Origin of the sequence: Streptococcus oralis subsp. oralis (genome assembly GCF_002096495.1) — a bacterium.
Classification (GTDB): domain Bacteria; phylum Bacillota; class Bacilli; order Lactobacillales; family Streptococcaceae; genus Streptococcus; species Streptococcus oralis_CU.
The window spans coordinates 602,810-619,713 of sequence record NZ_NCUO01000012.1 but is presented as its reverse complement, the minus strand read 5'-3'; the positions used below and the strand labels follow the sequence as shown (position 1 = coordinate 619,713).

At 40.5% G+C, this 16,904-nt stretch carries 11 protein-coding genes; all 11 read left to right on the top strand.

From position 1 onward, the window contains the following. Nucleotides 1-32 precede the first annotated feature (32 nt). The 11 genes from B7717_RS08435 (at nucleotide 33) to serB (ending at nucleotide 16,896) form a co-directional block, all read left to right on the top strand. Entirely contained in the window at nucleotides 33-1,934 is a 1,902-nt protein-coding gene (locus B7717_RS08435) for an ABC-F family ATP-binding cassette domain-containing protein (RefSeq protein WP_084944548.1), read from the top strand. Nucleotides 1,935-1,936: 2 nt separating this feature from the next. After that, nucleotides 1,937-2,800 carry an Rgg family transcriptional regulator gene (locus B7717_RS08430; protein ID WP_049490624.1) on the top strand — a complete coding sequence of 288 codons (864 nt, stop codon included), beginning with the start codon at nucleotides 1,937-1,939 and terminating at the stop codon, nucleotides 2,798-2,800. 80 nt (nucleotides 2,801-2,880) lie between these two features. Beyond that, on the top strand, nucleotides 2,881-4,059 hold the full coding sequence (locus tag B7717_RS08425; RefSeq protein ID WP_049490622.1) for an MFS transporter: 1,179 nt from the start codon (nucleotides 2,881-2,883) through the stop codon (nucleotides 4,057-4,059). Nucleotides 4,060-4,148: 89 nt separating this feature from the next. Continuing rightward, entirely contained in the window at nucleotides 4,149-6,107 is a 1,959-nt protein-coding gene (gene ligA, locus B7717_RS08420) for an NAD-dependent DNA ligase LigA (RefSeq protein ID WP_049490620.1), read from the top strand. 149 nt (nucleotides 6,108-6,256) lie between these two features. Next, on the top strand, nucleotides 6,257-8,542 hold the full coding sequence (gene pulA / locus B7717_RS08415; protein ID WP_084944547.1) for a type I pullulanase: 2,286 nt from the start codon (nucleotides 6,257-6,259) through the stop codon (nucleotides 8,540-8,542). Nucleotides 8,543-8,739: 197 nt separating this feature from the next. Further along, nucleotides 8,740-10,164 (top strand): NADP-dependent glyceraldehyde-3-phosphate dehydrogenase, encoded by a 1,425-nt coding sequence (locus B7717_RS08410; RefSeq protein WP_084944546.1) that lies wholly within the window; start codon nucleotides 8,740-8,742, stop codon nucleotides 10,162-10,164. A 272-nt stretch (nucleotides 10,165-10,436) separates the two neighbouring features. Then, nucleotides 10,437-12,332, top strand: a complete 1,896-nt coding sequence (glgB, locus tag B7717_RS08405; RefSeq protein ID WP_084944545.1) for a 1,4-alpha-glucan branching protein GlgB — start codon at nucleotides 10,437-10,439, stop codon at nucleotides 12,330-12,332. Nucleotides 12,333-12,491: 159 nt separating this feature from the next. Further along, on the top strand, nucleotides 12,492-13,634 hold the full coding sequence (locus tag B7717_RS08400) for a glucose-1-phosphate adenylyltransferase (protein WP_000787250.1): 1,143 nt from the start codon (nucleotides 12,492-12,494) through the stop codon (nucleotides 13,632-13,634). Continuing rightward, nucleotides 13,624-14,763 carry a glucose-1-phosphate adenylyltransferase subunit GlgD gene (gene glgD, locus B7717_RS08395; protein WP_049520334.1) on the top strand — a complete coding sequence of 380 codons (1,140 nt, stop codon included), beginning with the start codon at nucleotides 13,624-13,626 and terminating at the stop codon, nucleotides 14,761-14,763. The genes B7717_RS08400 and glgD overlap by 11 nt, the downstream gene beginning before the upstream one ends. Next, entirely contained in the window at nucleotides 14,760-16,193 is a 1,434-nt protein-coding gene (gene glgA, locus B7717_RS08390; protein ID WP_000697281.1) for a glycogen synthase GlgA, read from the top strand. The genes glgD and glgA overlap by 4 nt, the downstream gene beginning before the upstream one ends. 58 nt (nucleotides 16,194-16,251) lie before the next feature. Then, complete coding sequence (serB, locus tag B7717_RS08385) at nucleotides 16,252-16,896, top strand: phosphoserine phosphatase SerB (protein ID WP_084944544.1); 645 nt, start codon at nucleotides 16,252-16,254, stop codon at nucleotides 16,894-16,896. Nucleotides 16,897-16,904: the final 8 nt, after the last annotated feature.

Here is a 16,904-nt window from a genome sequence, read left to right as displayed (position 1 = left end):
TGCAAAAGAGAAAAAGATAGTAAAATAGAGATATGATTATTTTACAAGCTAATAAAATTGAACGATCTTTTGCTGGTGAGGTTCTTTTTGAACATATCAACCTGCAAGTAGATGAACGAGACCGAATTGCTCTTATTGGGAAAAATGGTGCAGGTAAGTCTACTCTTTTAAAGATTTTGGTTGGAGAAGAGGAGCCAACTAGTGGAGAAATTAATAAGAAAAAAGATATCTCTCTGTCTTACCTAGCCCAAGATAGCCGTTTTGAGTCTGAAAATACCATTTATGATGAAATGCTTCACGTCTTTGATGACTTGCGTCGGGCAGAGACACAACTGCGTCAAATGGAATTAGAGATGGGTGAAAAGTCGGGTGAAGATTTGGATAAACTGATGGCGGATTATGATCGTTTGTCAGAGAATTTCCGCCAGGATGGTGGCTTTACTTACGAAGCTGATATTCGAGCGATTTTGAATGGATTCAAGTTTGACGAGTCTATGTGGCAGATGAAAATTGCTGAGCTTTCAGGTGGTCAAAATACTCGTCTTGCACTGGCTAAAATGCTCCTTGAAAAGCCAAATCTCTTGGTCTTGGACGAGCCAACCAACCACTTGGATATCGAAACCATTGCCTGGTTGGAAAATTACCTAGTAAATTATAGTGGTGCACTCATTATTGTCAGTCACGACCGTTACTTTTTGGATAAGGTTGCGACGGTTACACTCGATTTGACTAAGCATTCCTTAGATCGTTATGTAGGTAATTACTCTCGCTTTGTTGAGTTAAAGGAGCAAAAGCTAGCTACTGAGGCAAAAAACTATGAAAAGCAACAGAAGGAAATCGCGGCTCTAGAAGACTTTGTCAATCGCAATCTAGTCCGAGCTTCAACGACCAAACGTGCCCAATCTCGCCGTAAACAACTAGAAAAAATGGAGCGTTTGGACAAGCCTGAAGCTGGCAAGAAATCAGCCAACATGACCTTCCAGTCGGAAAAAACGTCTGGAAATGTCGTTTTAACCGTTGAAAATGCGGCTATTGGCTATGATGGGGAAATATTTTCAGAGCCTATCAACCTAGACCTTCGTAAGATGAATGCTGTTGCGATTGTCGGACCAAACGGCATCGGGAAATCAACCTTTATCAAGTCTATTGTGGACCAGATCCCTTTTATCAAGGGAGAGAAGCGTTTTGGTGCCAATGTTGAGGTTGGTTACTATGACCAGACTCAAAGCAAGCTAACACCAAGCAATAGTGTCCTAGATGAACTTTGGAATGATTTTAAACTAACACCAGAGGTTGAAATCCGTAATCGACTTGGAGCCTTCCTTTTCTCAGGAGATGATGTTAAGAAATCAGTTGGCATGCTGTCAGGTGGCGAAAAAGCTCGTTTGTTACTTGCCAAACTTTCTATGGAAAACAACAACTTTTTAATTCTTGACGAGCCGACCAACCACTTGGATATTGATAGCAAGGAAGTGCTAGAAAATGCTCTGATTGATTTTTATGGAACCCTTCTTTTTGTCAGCCACGACCGTTACTTTATCAATCGTGTAGCCACTCATGTACTGGAATTGTCTGAGAGTGGTTCAACCCTCTACCTTGGAGATTATGACTACTATGTTGATAAAAAGGCTGAAATAGAAGTCAGCCAGATAGAAGATGCTTCAACTAGCAATCAAGCAAAAGAAGCAAGTCCAGCTAATGACTATCAGGCTCAGAAAGAAAGTCAGAAAGAAGCCCGTAAGCTCATGCGCCAAATAGAGAGTTTAGAGGCTGAAATTGAAGAGTTAGAAACTCAAAGTCAAGCCATTTCTGAACAAATGCTGGAAACCAACGATGCTGAAAAACTCATGGAATTTCAGACAGAACTGGACAAAATTAGCCATCGTCAGGAAGAAGCCATGCTTGAGTGGGAAGAATTATCAGAGCAGGTGTAAAGATGGAACATCTTGGAAAAGTATTTCGTGAATTTCGAACCAGTGGGAACTACTCTTTAAAGGAAGCAGCGGGCGATTCTTGCTCGACCTCTCAGTTATCTCGCTTTGAGCTTGGTGAGTCTGATTTAGCAGTTTCCCGTTTCTTTGAGATTTTGGATAATATTCATGTGACTATTGAAAATTTCATGGACAAGGCTAGGGATTTTCAAAATCATGAACATGTTGCCTTGATGGCACAGATTATTCCGCTTTACTACTCAAATGATATTGCTGGTTTTCAAAAGCTTCAAATGGAACAGCTTGAGAAAGCAAAGAGTTCGACCAATCCCCTCTATTTTGAGCTGAATTGGATTCTGCTACAAGGACTGATTTGTCAAAGAGATGCTCGTTACACGATGAGTCAGAGTGATTTGGATAAGGTGGCGGATTATCTTTTCCAAACAGAAGAATGGACCATGTATGAGTTGATTCTTTTCGGTAATCTCTATACTTTCTACAATGTGGACTATGTGGCTCGGATTGGCAGAGAAGTGATGGAGAGGGAAGACTACTACAAGGAAATTGGTCGTCATCGAAAACTTGTTTTGATCTTAGCTCTTAACTGTTACCAGCATTGTTTGGAAAATCGATCCTTTGCGGATGCGGACTATTTTGAGGGCTATGTGGAGAAGTTGATTGGAAATGGTATCAAGCTTTATGAGCGCAATATCTTCCATTATCTCAAAGGTTTCGCCCTCTACCAGAGAGACTTGAAAGAAGAGGGTTGTAGTCAGATGCAGGAGGCTATGCATATTTTTGATGTGCTTGGACTTCCAGAGCAAGTGGCCTATTATCAGGAACATTATGAAAAATTTGTAAATGCTTAAATTTCCCAAATAAGGGAAAAATAAAGAGACTCCTTTCAGTTTTGATACAATAGTTTCAAAATTTGAGAGGAGCTTTTTATATGAATCGATATGCAATCCAGTTGATTAGTCGTGGTGCTATTAATAAAATAGGAAATATGCTCTATGATTATGGAAACAGTGTTTGGTTGGCATCAATGGGAACGATAGGGCAGACTGTTCTTGGGATTTATCAGATTTCTGAACTCGTCACATCGATTCTGGTCAATCCCTTTGGCGGAGTGATTTCAGACCGATTTTCGCGTCGCAAAATTTTGATGACGACAGACTTGATTTGTGGCGTTCTTTGCTTAGCTATTTCTTTCATCAGAGATGATAGCTTGATGATTGCTGCCTTGATTTTTGCCAATATTGTTCAGGCGGTTGCCTTTGCATTTTCTCGTACATCTAACAAAGCCATTATAACTGAGGTTGTAGAGAAAGACGAGATTGTGACCTATAACTCTCGCTTGGAGTTAGTTTTACAGGTTGTAGGAGTCAGTTCTCCGGTGCTTTCTTTTCTCGTTTTACAATTTGCCAGTCTCCATATGACGCTCGTTTTAGATGCCATTAGTTTTTTTATCGCATTTACCTTAGTAGCTTTTCTCCCAAAAAAAGAGACTCAGGAACAAGAGAAAAAGACTTTCAGCTGGAAAAATATTTTTGCTGATATGAAAGAAGGGATTCGCTATATTTGGCGCCAGCAAGAGATCTTTTTCCTTTTGGTAGTAGCTTCCAGTGTTAATTTCTTTTTTGCAGCTTTTGAATTTCTCCTCCCTTTTTCAAATCGACTATACGGGGTAGAAGGAGCTTATGCAACTATTTTAACTATGGGCGCTATTGGTTCGATTATTGGAGCTCTTCTAGCTAGTAAAATAAAGGCAAGTGTTTATAATCTTTTGATTCTATTGGCTTTAACTGGAGTTGGAGTTTTTATGATGGGATTACCACTGCCAACTTTTCTCTCCTTTTCTGGAAATTTAGTTTGTGAACTGTTTATGACGATTTTTAATATTCACTTTTTTACTCAGGTTCAAACCAAGGTTGAGGGGGAATACTTGGGAAGAGTACTAAGCACCATTTTTACCTTAGCCATCCTATTTATGCCGATTGCAAAAGGCTTTATGACGGTGCTACCAAGTGTCCATCTCTCTTCTTTTCTGATAATTGGAAGCGGTGTTATCATCCTGTCTTGTTTATCCCTCGTTTATGTGCGAAGTCATTTTAAAAAAGAGTTATAATTTCTCTTTTTTAGAAAATATTTCATTACGAATCATTTTTCAGTCCTTCTCTATTGTGAGGAGGGCTTGCTTTGTGGTAAAATGGGATTATGAATGAAAGAATGAATGAGTTAGTTGCCTTACTCAACCGCTATGCGACCGAGTACTATACGAGTGACAATCCCTCGGTTTCAGATAGCGAGTATGATCGTCTCTACCGAGAGTTGGTTGAGTTGGAAGCCGCCTATCCAGATCAAGTTTTAGCGGATAGTCCAACTCATCGTGTTGGTGGTAAGGTTTTAGATGGTTTTGAAAAATACAGTCATCAGTATCCTCTATACAGTTTGCAGGATGCTTTTTCACGTGAAGAGTTAGAAGCTTTTGATGCGCGTGTGCGAAAGGAATTACCCCAACCGACCTATATTTGTGAGCTGAAAATCGATGGTTTGTCTATCTCGCTTACGTATGAAAAGGGGATTTTGGTTGTTGGTGCCACACGTGGGGATGGTTCTGTTGGTGAAAATATCACCGAAAACCTCAAGCGTGTCAAGGACATTCCTTTGACCTTGCCCGAAGAACTAGATATCACCGTTCGTGGAGAGTGTTACATGCCACGCGCTTCCTTTGATCAGGTCAACCAAGCCCGCCAAGAAAATGGGGAGCCTGAATTTGCTAATCCTCGTAACGCAGCTGCAGGCACCTTGCGTCAGTTGGATACAGCAGTAGTGGCCAAGCGTAATCTTGCTACTTTCCTCTATCAAGAAGCCAGCCCTTCAACTCGTGATAGTCAAGAAAAGGTCTTGGAGCATCTTGAACAGCTTGGTTTTGTAGTTAATCCTAAACGAATATTGGCTCAAAGTATAGATGAGGTATGGGATTTTATCCAAGAAGTAGGACAAGAACGGGAGAAACTGCCTTACGATATCGATGGGGTGGTCATCAAGGTTAACGACCTAGCAGGTCAAGAAGAACTCGGTTTTACCGTTAAAGCACCTAAGTGGGCAGTAGCTTATAAATTTCCTGCTGAGGAAAAAGAAGCTCAACTCCTTTCAGTTGACTGGACAGTAGGTCGTACGGGTGTTGTGACCCCGACTGCCAATCTAACACCTGTTCAGCTTGCTGGCACAACTGTTAGCCGTGCAACTCTTCACAACGTAGATTATATTGCTGAAAAGGATATCCGCAAAGATGATACGGTTATCGTTTATAAGGCTGGAGATATCATCCCTGCTGTTCTGCGTGTGGTAGAGTCTAAACGTGTTTCTGAAGAAAAACTAGATATTCCGACTAACTGTCCGAGCTGTGACAGTCAGTTGCTTCATTTTGAAGATGAAGTGGCTCTTCGTTGTATCAATCCACGCTGTCCTGCCCAAATCATGGAAGGTTTGATTCACTTTGCCTCTCGAGATGCTATGAATATTACGGGTCTTGGTCCATCTATCGTCGAAAAGCTTTTTGCTGCTAATCTGGTTAAGGATGTGGCAGATATTTACCGTTTGAAAGAAAACGATTTCCTTCTTTTAGAAGGCGTCAAGGAAAAGTCTGCTTCTAAACTATATCAGGCCATTCAAGCATCCAAGGAAAACTCTGCTGAAAAACTCTTGTTTGGTCTGGGAATTCGCCATGTCGGAAGTAAGGCTAGCCAACTCTTGCTCCAACATTTCCACTCTATTGAAAATCTAGCCCAAGCAGATCCTGAGGAAGTAGCAAGTATCGAGAGCTTGGGTAGTGTGATTGCCCAAAGCCTTCAGACTTATTTTGCTACAGAAGGATCGAAGATTCTTTTAGACGAGTTGAAAGAAGCTGGAGTTAATCTGGACTACAAAGGGCAGACAGTAGTAGCAGATGCAGCCTTGTCAGGTTTGACAGTTGTATTAACAGGAAAATTGGAACGTCTCACACGTTCTGAAGCCAAAAATAAACTCGAAATCCTTGGTGCTAAAGTTACAGGCAGTGTATCTAAGAAAACGAATCTTGTCGTAGCAGGAGCAGATGCAGGAAGCAAGCTCCAAAAAGCACAAGAACTTGGTATCGAAGTTCGAGATGAGGCCTGGCTAGAAAGTTTGTAAAGAATAGTTGAAAAATAGATGTCAGATAGTCTGGAACTATCTCTCCTGATGTGTTTTTATATCTATTAAAGCTATTCTCTATTGTGCTGAAATTCCCGTTAAATTCTTCAGCATGACTTAAAAATTGAAATTAGGAATTAGGAAAAGAAATGTATAGATACCCAGTAGTCATCCATTTTCACCGAAAGAATGGGGATTATGATGCTTGTTCATTCAGTAGAAAACAGGCAGATGTTAAAGAAAATTTGTATTATGAAAATGACTATTTTGGAGCTAAATTCTCCTTTACAGTTATAAGTGCAGAAAGGCTCGATACTCTGAGCTTTTCTGTCGAAATCGATGGAAAGACAAAGGACTATCTCCTACGGTTTAACCATTATCCACTGTTGACTGAGGTTTGGATTTTGGATGGTGATGAGACGGTTTATTATTCTGAAAATCCAGCCATTGCAAGTCCTTACTATAAAGATCGAAACCCGTTTGCTTTTGATAAAGCCTTTCACAGTGAAAGTTTTGATCACCATTGGGGATACCAAGGAGAGTTGGGTTATAGTATCTCTGACTACCAGACAAGCTTTAAACTCTGGGCTCCAACAGCTACAGCAGTTCAAGTGGTCGTTTATGAAAATACAAGTAACGACGCGCCGATTTGGAAAACCTTTAATCTTGAGCGTGGGAATAGCTATTCATACAGTCATAAGTACAATACCATTGGTGTTTGGAGTGTAGACCTGGATGAAAATCTTGCAGGTAAAGCTTACCAGTATCAGATTGAGTTTCCACACCACCAGACTTTGACACGAGATCCTTACACTATCGCTACAAGTCCTGACGGGAAACGTTCCGTCATTCTCTCTCAGCAAGATAGACAGGTAGAAGGATTCGAAGTTAAACATGGGACAGACGCTCCTTGGCGTTTGGAAAATCCATGTAAAGCAGTTATCTGTGAAATGCATATTCGTGATTTTACAAAATCACCGACATCTGGAGTGGCAGAGCATCTCCGTGGAACCTTCCTTGGGGCTGCCCAGACTGGAACGGTTAACCAGTATGGTCAAGCAACAGCCTTTGATTATATCAAAGAACTCGGCTGTAATTATGTTCAACTCCAACCAATCTTTGATCGCCATAAGGAATATGACGAGGACGGGAATGTAACCTATAACTGGGGTTATGACCCTCAAAACTACAATGCTCCTGAACCAAGTTTCTCTAGCAATTTAGATGATCCTGGACAGGTTATTCGAGACCTTAAAACCATGATTCAAGCATATCATGATGCGGGAATCGGTGTCATTATGGATGTCGTTTACAACCATACCTTTTCAACGGTCGATGCACCTTTCCAAACAACTGTTCCTGATTATTACTATCGTATGAATCCAGATGGAACCTTCCAAAACGGCACAGGTGTTGGAAATGAAACCGCAAGCGAACACGAAATGTACCGCAAGTATATGATTGACTCACTCCTTTATTGGGTAAAAGAATACAATATTGACGGTTTCCGTTTCGACTTGATGGGAATTCACGATATCAAAACCATGCAGGCAATTCGTTGGGCACTGGATGAAGTTGATCCACGTATTATCACCTATGGAGAAGGTTGGGATATGGGGACCGGTCTTGCACCTTATGACAAGGCCAAGAAGGACAATGCCTACCAGATGCCAAATATTGGATTCTTCAATGATGATCAGCGTGATGCCATCAAAGGAGGAGAAGTTTACGGCTCAATCAAGGCAGGATTTGTTAGCGGTGCAGCTACAGAACCGATTGTAGCCAAAGCTATTCTTGGTAGCCGAGAGTTGGGTTCATATCTTAGTCCAAACCAAGTTCTTAACTACGTGGAAGCCCATGATAATTACAACTTGCATGATTTGTTAGCAACCCTTCACCCAGATCACAGTTCAGATAAGATTATGCGTCAGGTCGAGACAGCAACAGCGATGAGCATTCTTATGCAAGGGATGTCCTTTATAGAGCTGGGGCAAGAATTTGGTCGCACCAAACTCCTTGCTACAGGAGAAAATGGTGAGCTGACTCCGGCAGATAGAGAACGGGCCATGAATAGTTACAATGCTCCAGATAGTGTCAACCAGGTCAACTGGGATTTAATCAATGAGAGACAAGAGAGCATTGACTTTATTCGCCAGATTATTCGCCTAAAAACACAAAGGCGGGCTTTCTCTTATCCTACATACGAAGAAGTTTATCGTCATGTCTTCGTCCATACAGCTGCTGAAAATAGTGGGTGGATTGTTTACGAAATTCACGGTGGATCAGAGAACTTATTGGTGGTATTCAATGCCAAGGGAACTTCCTTCTACTTTGAAAATGCAGGAAATCTAGAAATGCTTGTGACAAATAGTCGTTCTCAAGAGTCTAATGTGATTGATGATATCAGCGTTGCAGTCTTGAAGGTACTTTCATAGTAAATGCTACAAAAAGGTTTAGTTAAAACTAGACCTTTTTTGATTTTTATTGAAAAACCAATATCTAATAGGAATAAATTTCAAATAATTTGAAGAATCAAGTTTGTGAAAAAAATATCAATATTTTCCAAAAAGGGGTTGTAATTTTCTGAAAATTTGATAAAATAAGTTTTAATCATTTTCAGGAGGAAGAGAATTTGACAAATTATCAGAATTTAGTGAATGGAAAATGGAAATCATCGGAAAATGAAATTGCCATCTATTCTCCCATCAATCAAGAAAAACTGGGGACAGTACCCGCTATGAGTCAGGCTGAAGTAGATGAGGCTATGGAAGCAGCGCGTACAGCTCTCCCAGCATGGCGTGATTTAGCACCAGTTGAGCGTGCAGCTTATTTGCATAAGACAGCAGACATTTTGGAACGTGATAAAGAAAAAATTGGTACGATTCTTGCCAAAGAGGTTGCAAAAGGGATTAAAGCAGCCATTGGAGAAGTAGTACGTACAGCAGAATTGATTCGTTTTGCTGCTGAGGAAGGTCTCCGTATCACTGGACAAGCAATGGAAGGTGGCGGTTTTGAAGCTGCAAGTAAAAATAAACTAGCTGTTGTCCGTCGTGAGCCAGTTGGGGTCGTCCTAGCTATTGCACCATTTAACTATCCAGTCAACCTTTCTGGATCTAAGATTGCTCCAGCTTTGATTGCAGGAAATGTCGTTATGTTTAAACCACCAACACAAGGATCTATTTCTGGTCTTTTGTTGGCTAAAGCATTTGACGAAGCAGGAATCCCAGCAGGTGTCTTTAACACCATCACTGGACGTGGTTCTGAAATCGGAGACTACATCATCGAACACAAGGAAGTGAACTTCATTAACTTTACAGGTTCAACACCGATTGGGGAGCGTATTGGTCGTTTAGCTGGTATGCGCCCAATTATGCTTGAACTTGGTGGAAAAGATGCAGCAATTGTCTTAGAAGATGCAGATTTAGAAAATGCAGCTAAGCAAATCGTAGGTGGAGCTTTTAGCTACTCTGGTCAGCGTTGTACTGCCATCAAACGTGTTTTGGTTGTGGAAAACGTAGCAGACAGATTGGCAGAATTGCTCCAAGCTGAAGTTGCTAAGCTAACAGTAGGCAATCCATTTGACAATGCAGATATCACGCCAGTTATTGATAATGCTTCAGCTGATTTCATCTGGGGATTGATTGAAGATGCTCAGGAAAAAGGAGCCAAAGCGCTCAGCCCAATCAAACGTGAGAATAATCTCATTTGGCCAGGACTTTTTGATTATGTCACAAGAGATATGAAATTAGCCTGGGAAGAACCATTTGGACCTGTTCTTCCAATTATTCGAGTTTCAGATGCTAATGAAGCGGTAGAAATTGCTAATGAATCAGAATTCGGTCTTCAATCTTCAGTCTTTACAAATGACTTTAAGAAGGCATTTGAAATTGCTGAAAAACTTGAAGTTGGAACCGTTCATATTAATAATAAAACACAACGTGGACCAGATAATTTCCCTTTCCTTGGTGTAAAAGGTTCTGGTGCAGGAGTGCAAGGAATTAAATATAGTATCGAAGCGATGACAAATGTTAAATCCATTGTTTTTGATGTGAGATAATTTATAAAATCAGGAAAATAACTTCCTGATTTTATTTTTTTCAAAATAATACAGTAGAAAATTGATAAAAAACGAATATTCTGGTATTATAATAAAAAAATATATGGAAATTGTTTCGTGTTCTATTTTCTGGATATCTTTTTTAAAATGCTAGGTAATTTTTTGAAGGCTTTCATAAAAAAATATGATTTCCTTCGTAAATTACTTGAAAGTTATCTTAAAAGAGTGTATAATAGAATTATAGAAAACGCTTACAAAAGAAAGGGGATTGAATGAATAATCAAGAAGCATTAAGAACCTTTACTACAGGTGAGAACTTTCACCTCCAGCATTATTTAGGAGCGCATAGAGAGGAGAAAAACGGAGAAATAGGCTATACCTTTAGGGTTTGGGCCCCAAATGCACAAGCAGTTCATCTAGTTGGTGATTTTACCGATTGGGTTGAGAATCAGATTCCAATGGTTAGAAACGAGGCAGGTGTTTGGGAAGTCTTTACGAGTCAAGCTCAGGAAGGTCAGATTTATAAATATCATATCACGCGTGCAAATGGTCACCAGATTATGAAGATTGATCCTTTGGCAGTTTATTTTGAAGCTAGACCGGGTACAGGGGCAGTTCTGACCAATATCCGTGAAAAGAAATGGAAAGATGGCCTTTGGCTAGCACGTCGCAAACGTCTGGGATTTTTTGAGAGACCAGTTAATATATACGAGGCTCATGCAGGTTCTTGGAAGAGAAATCCAGACGGTAGTCCCTATACGTTTTCGCAACTGAAAGACGAGTTGATTCCATACTTAGTTGAGATGAACTATACACATATTGAGTTCATGCCTTTAATGGCTCACCCACTTGGATTGAGCTGGGGCTATCAACTTATGGGTTACTTTGCTTTTGAACATTCCTATGGTACACCTGAGGAATTCCAAGATTTCGTTGAAGAGTGTCATATAAATAACATTGGTGTTATCGTAGACTGGGTTCCAGGTCATTTCACTATTAATGATGATGCCTTGGCATATTATGACGGCACACCAACTTTTGAATACCAAGACCACAACAAGGCTCATAACTATGGTTGGGGTGCGCTGAATTTTGACCTTGGGAAAAATGAGGTCCAGTCTTTCTTGATTTCAAGTATTAAATTTTGGATTGATTTTTACCACTTAGATGGTATCCGGGTCGATGCAGTGAGCAATATGCTGTATCTAGATTATGATAATGCTCCTTGGACTCCAAATAAGGACGGTGGAAACCTTAACTACGAGGGTTATTATTTCCTTCAACGGTTGAACACAGTGATTAAGTTAGCTCATCCAGATATCATGATGATTGCAGAAGAAAGTTCATCAGCGACAAAGATTACTGGTATGAAAGAAATGGGTGGCCTTGGCTTTGACTATAAATGGAATATGGGCTGGATGAACGACATTCTCCGTTTCTACGAGGAAGATCCGATTTATCGCAAGTATGACTTTAATCTTGTGACTTTCAGCTTTATGTATGTTTTCAATGAAAACTATCTCCTGCCTTTCTCACATGATGAAGTAGTTCATGGTAAGAAGAGTATGATGCATAAGATGTGGGGGGATCGCTACAATCAGTTCGCTGGTCTGCGCAATCTCTACACCTATCAAATTTGTCATCCAGGTAAGAAACTCTTGTTCATGGGTAGTGAGTACGGACAATTCCTCGAGTGGAAGTCCGAGGAGCAGTTAGAATGGTCTAATCTAGAAGATCCAATGAATGCCAAGATGAAGCATTTCACTTCACAACTGAATCAATTCTATAAAGACCATCGCTGTCTTTGGGAAATTGATACTAGTTATGATGGTATAGAGATTATCGATGCTGATAATAGAGATCAGAGTGTCCTTTCCTTTATTCGTAAGGGCAAGAAGGACGAAATGTTAGTCTGTGTCTTTAATATGGCACCAGTTGAACGTAAGGACTTTACGATTGGTTTACCTGTTGCAGGTATTTACGAAGAAGTTTGGAATACAGAATTAGAAGAATGGGGAGGTGTGTGGAAAGAGCACAATCAAACAGTTCAGACTCAAGAAGGCTTATGGAAGGATTATGAGCAGACCTTGACCTTCACCTTGCCAGCTATGGGAGCAAGTATCTGGAAGATCAAGCGTCGTTTGAAACAAGCTAAGAAAAAAGAATAATGGGCTGTTGATGATAATTTTTTAGATTTTAAAGACGGATGTACTTGTATTGGACTTGAAACACAAGAGAAATGGATTTCCTATTATTTTTATAAAAAAGTTTGACTTCCAACCTTCTTTCGATTTTAACGTTCACATGACTTTATAAAGGAGTAGAAAATGAAGAATGAAATGCTAGCTTTGATCCTTGCGGGTGGGCAAGGAACACGTCTCGGAAAACTCACTCAAAGCATTGCCAAACCGGCAGTGCAATTCGGTGGGCGCTACCGTATCATTGACTTTGCTCTTTCCAACTGTGCAAACTCTGGAATCCATAATGTTGGTGTGATTACTCAGTACCAACCTCTTGCTTTGAATAACCATATCGGAAATGGCTCTAGCTGGGGATTGGATGGTATCAATTCAGGTGTCTCTATTTTACAACCTTATTCAGCCAGCGAAGGAAACCGTTGGTTTGAAGGGACTAGTCACGCTATCTACCAAAACATTGACTACATCGACAGTGTTAATCCTGAGTATGTTTTGATTCTTTCTGGTGACCACATCTACAAGATGGACTACGATGATATGCTTCAGTCCCATAAGGATAACAATGCCAGTTTGACAGTAGCTGTCCTAGACGTACCTCTCAAAGAAGCTAGCCGTTTCGGTATCATGAATACAGATGCCAATAACCGTATCGTTGAATTCGAAGAAAAACCTGCGCAACCTAAGTCTACAAAGGCTTCGATGGGGATTTATATTTTTGACTGGAAACGACTTCGCAATATGCTTGTTGCTGCTGAAAAGAGCAATGTGGATATGTCAGACTTTGGGAAGAACGTTATCCCTAACTATCTCGAGTCTGGTGAAAGTGTCTATGCTTATGAATTTAATGGCTACTGGAAAGATGTTGGTACGATTGAGTCACTTTGGGAAGCTAATATGGAGTACATTTCGCCAGAAAATGCCTTGGATAGCCGCAATCGTCAGTGGAAAATTTACTCTAGAAACTTGATTTCACCACCAAACTACTTTGGTGCGCATGCTCACGTTGAAGATTCATTGGTCGTGGATGGTTGTTTTGTAGATGGAACTGTTAAACGTTCGATTCTTTCAACAGAAGCACAAGTACGTGAAGGTGCTGAGGTCGTTGATTCTGTTATCATGAGTGGGGCTATTATTGGCCATGGAGCAAAGATTACTCGTGCTATTATTGGTGAGGGTGCCATTATTGCAGACGGCGTAGAGATTGACGGAACTGACGAAGTACAAGTAGTAGGATACAATGAAGTAGTGGGGGTAGCAACAGATGAAGATTGATAAATATTCAGCCATTTTGGGAAACACAGTTGGTTTTCATGATATGTCAACGTTAACAGAACACCGTCCGGTAGCTAGCTTGCCTTTCGGTGGGAAATACCGTTTGATTGACTTCCCCCTTTCCAGTCTTGCAAATGCAGGTGTTCGTAGTATCTTTGGTATTTTCCAACAAGATAATATCAGCTCAGTTTTTGACCATATTCGTTCAGGTCGTGAGTGGGGCTTGTCAACCCTTCTAAGTCACTACTATCTAGGAATTTACAATACTCGTGTTGAAAGCAGCACAGTTGGAAAAGAGTATTACCAACAGCTTCTTACCTACTTGAGACGTTCAGGTTCAAACCAAACCGTTTCGATTAACTGCGATGTGCTGGTGAATATTGACTTGAATCAAGTCTTCCACCTACACAATACAACGAATGGTCCGATCACAGTTGTATATAAGAAACTTCCAAAGAAAGACATTTCAGATGTGAATGCTATTTTGGAAATCGATGAAACTGACCATGTTCGTTCGCACAAACTCTTTGATAATAAATCTACAGATGAACTCTTCAACATGTCTACAGATATCTTTGTTGTGGATACTCCTTGGTTGATTGAACGACTTGAAGAAGAGGCTCAGAAAGAATATCCTGAAAAGTTGCGCTATGTCCTTCGCGATTTAGCTGTAAAAGAAGGAGCTTTTGCTTACGAATACACAGGTTACTTAGCAAATATTCACTCTGTTCAATCCTACTATCAAGCAAACATCGATATGCTTGAATCTAAAAAGTTCTACTCTCTCTTCTCACCAAATCAAAAGATTTATACAAAAGTTAAGAATGAAGAACCAACCTACTATGCGAATACTTCAAAAGTAAGTACTTCTCAGTTTGCTTCTGGTAGTATCATTGAGGGTGAAGTAGTTCAGTCGGTCCTATCTCGTAACATTTATGTTCACAAAGATAGTGTGGTGAAGGACAGCATTCTATTCCCTCGAGTTGTGATTGGTCAAGGTGCCCAAGTTGAATATGCCATCCTAGACAAAGGAGTTGAAGTTGCGGACGGTGTTGTCATTCGAGGCACAGCAGAACATCCAGTTGTAGTTAAGAAGGGTGAAACAGTAACAGAGGACATTTATTCATGAAAATTTTATTTGTAGCGGCAGAAGGAGCACCCTTTTCAAAAACAGGTGGTTTGGGCGATGTTATTGGCGCACTTCCCAAATCACTTGTAAAAGCGGGGCACGAAGTTGCAGTTTTCTTGCCTTATTATGATATGGTAGAAGCTAAGTTCGGAGACCAGATAGAGGATGTTCTCCACTTTGAAGTTAGTGTAGGATGGCGTAGACAGTACTGTGGTGTTAAGAAAACGGTTTTGAATGGTGTAACCTTCTACTTCATTGATAATCAGTATTATTTCTTCCGTGGTCATGTCTACGGTGATTTTGACGATGGTGAACGCTTTGCTTTTTTCCAACTGGCTGCTCTTGAAGCCATGGAACGCATCGGCTTTATCCCTGACCTTCTCCATGTTCATGATTACCACACAGCCATGATTCCCTTTTTGTTAAAAGAAAAGTACCATTGGATTCAGGCTTATCAAGGAATCAGAACCGTTTTAACCATTCATAATTTGGAATTTCAAGGTCAGTTTTCTGAAGGGATGTTATGGGATTTGTTCGGTGTTGGGTTTGAACGCTATGCTGATGGGACCCTTCGCTGGAATGATTGTCTCAACTGGATGAAAGCAGGTATTCTCTACGCGGATCGTGTCTCAACCGTTTCCCCTAGCTATGCGCACGAAATTATGACCAGTCAGTTTGGTTGCGGTTTGGACCAGATTCTTCGCATGGAGTCAGGTAAGGTTTCAGGTATTGTCAATGGTATTGACGCAGATCTTTATAATCCTCAAACAGACCCACTTTTAGACTATCATTTTGATAAGGAAGATTTGTCTGGAAAAGCTCAAAACAAAGCAAAATTGCAAGAGAGAGTTGGGTTACCAGTGCGAGCAGATGTTCCTCTAGTTGGGATTGTCTCTCGATTGACACGCCAAAAAGGTTTTGATGTTGTGGTAGAAAGCTTGCATCGTTTCTTACAGGAGGACGTTCAAATAGTCCTTTTAGGAACAGGAGATCCTGCTTTTGAACATTCCTTCTCCTGGTTTGCGCAAGTCTATCCAGACAAGCTATCAGCAAATATCACTTTTGATGTCAAACTTGCTCAAGAAATCTACGCAGCTTGTGACCTCTTCCTCATGCCAAGTCGTTTTGAGCCATGTGGTTTGTCTCAAATGATGGCGATGCGCTATGGAACTCTACCACTGGTTCATGAAGTGGGTGGCTTGCGTGACACTGTTCAATCCTTCAATCCGATAGAAGGAACTGGAACTGGATTTAGCTTTGATAATTTAACACCATACTGGCTTAACTGGAGTTTCCAAACAGCCTTGGATGTTTATAAGTACCAGCCGGAAGTTTGGAGAAATCTACAAAAACAAGCTATGGAATGTGATTTCTCATGGGATACAGCCTGCAAATCTTACCTGGACTTGTACCATAGTTTAGTCAACTAATAGATAAAATCGTATGATTCTTTCATACGATTTTTGGGCTGTTTAGAAAGGAAAGCTTATGTCTCAAGAAAAAGGCTTGTGTGTCATGGACGTTGACGGCACCCTGATAGCAGAAGAGGTGATTGATCTTTTAGGAAAAGAAGCAGGTTGCGAAGAAGAAATATCGCAGATCACAAGCCAGGCAATGCGAGGTGAACTGGACTTTGAAAGGAGTTTACGAGCGAGAGTGGCTTTGTTAGAAGGTCTTCCGATTTCAGTCTTTGATACTGTTTTCAAATCCATTCATCTGTCTAAGAATGCTCAAGAATTTATCTCCATACTTCAAAAGAAGGGTATTCTAGTCGGTCTAGTGTCTGGTGGATTTGCACCAATAGTTAAGAGATTAGCAAAATCCCTTGGTATTTCCTATCTCTCCGCCAACCAGTTAGAAGTCAAAGACGGTTTTTTAACAGGTCGACTAGTTGGTGAAATTGTGACAGCTCAAGAAAAACAAGCCACTCTTGAGAAATGGAGAAAGGAATTAGGACTTCCCAAAGAAAGAACGATTGCTATCGGTGATGGTGCCAATGACCTCTTGATGTTAAATTCAGCAGGTTACGGTATAGCCTTTTGTTCCAAAGAGGTCGTAAAATCCGAGATAGCTTGTCATGTAGATACGAGGGATTTTTTAGAAGTTCTACCTTTGATTGATTTCTTAGAATGAGAGGGAAC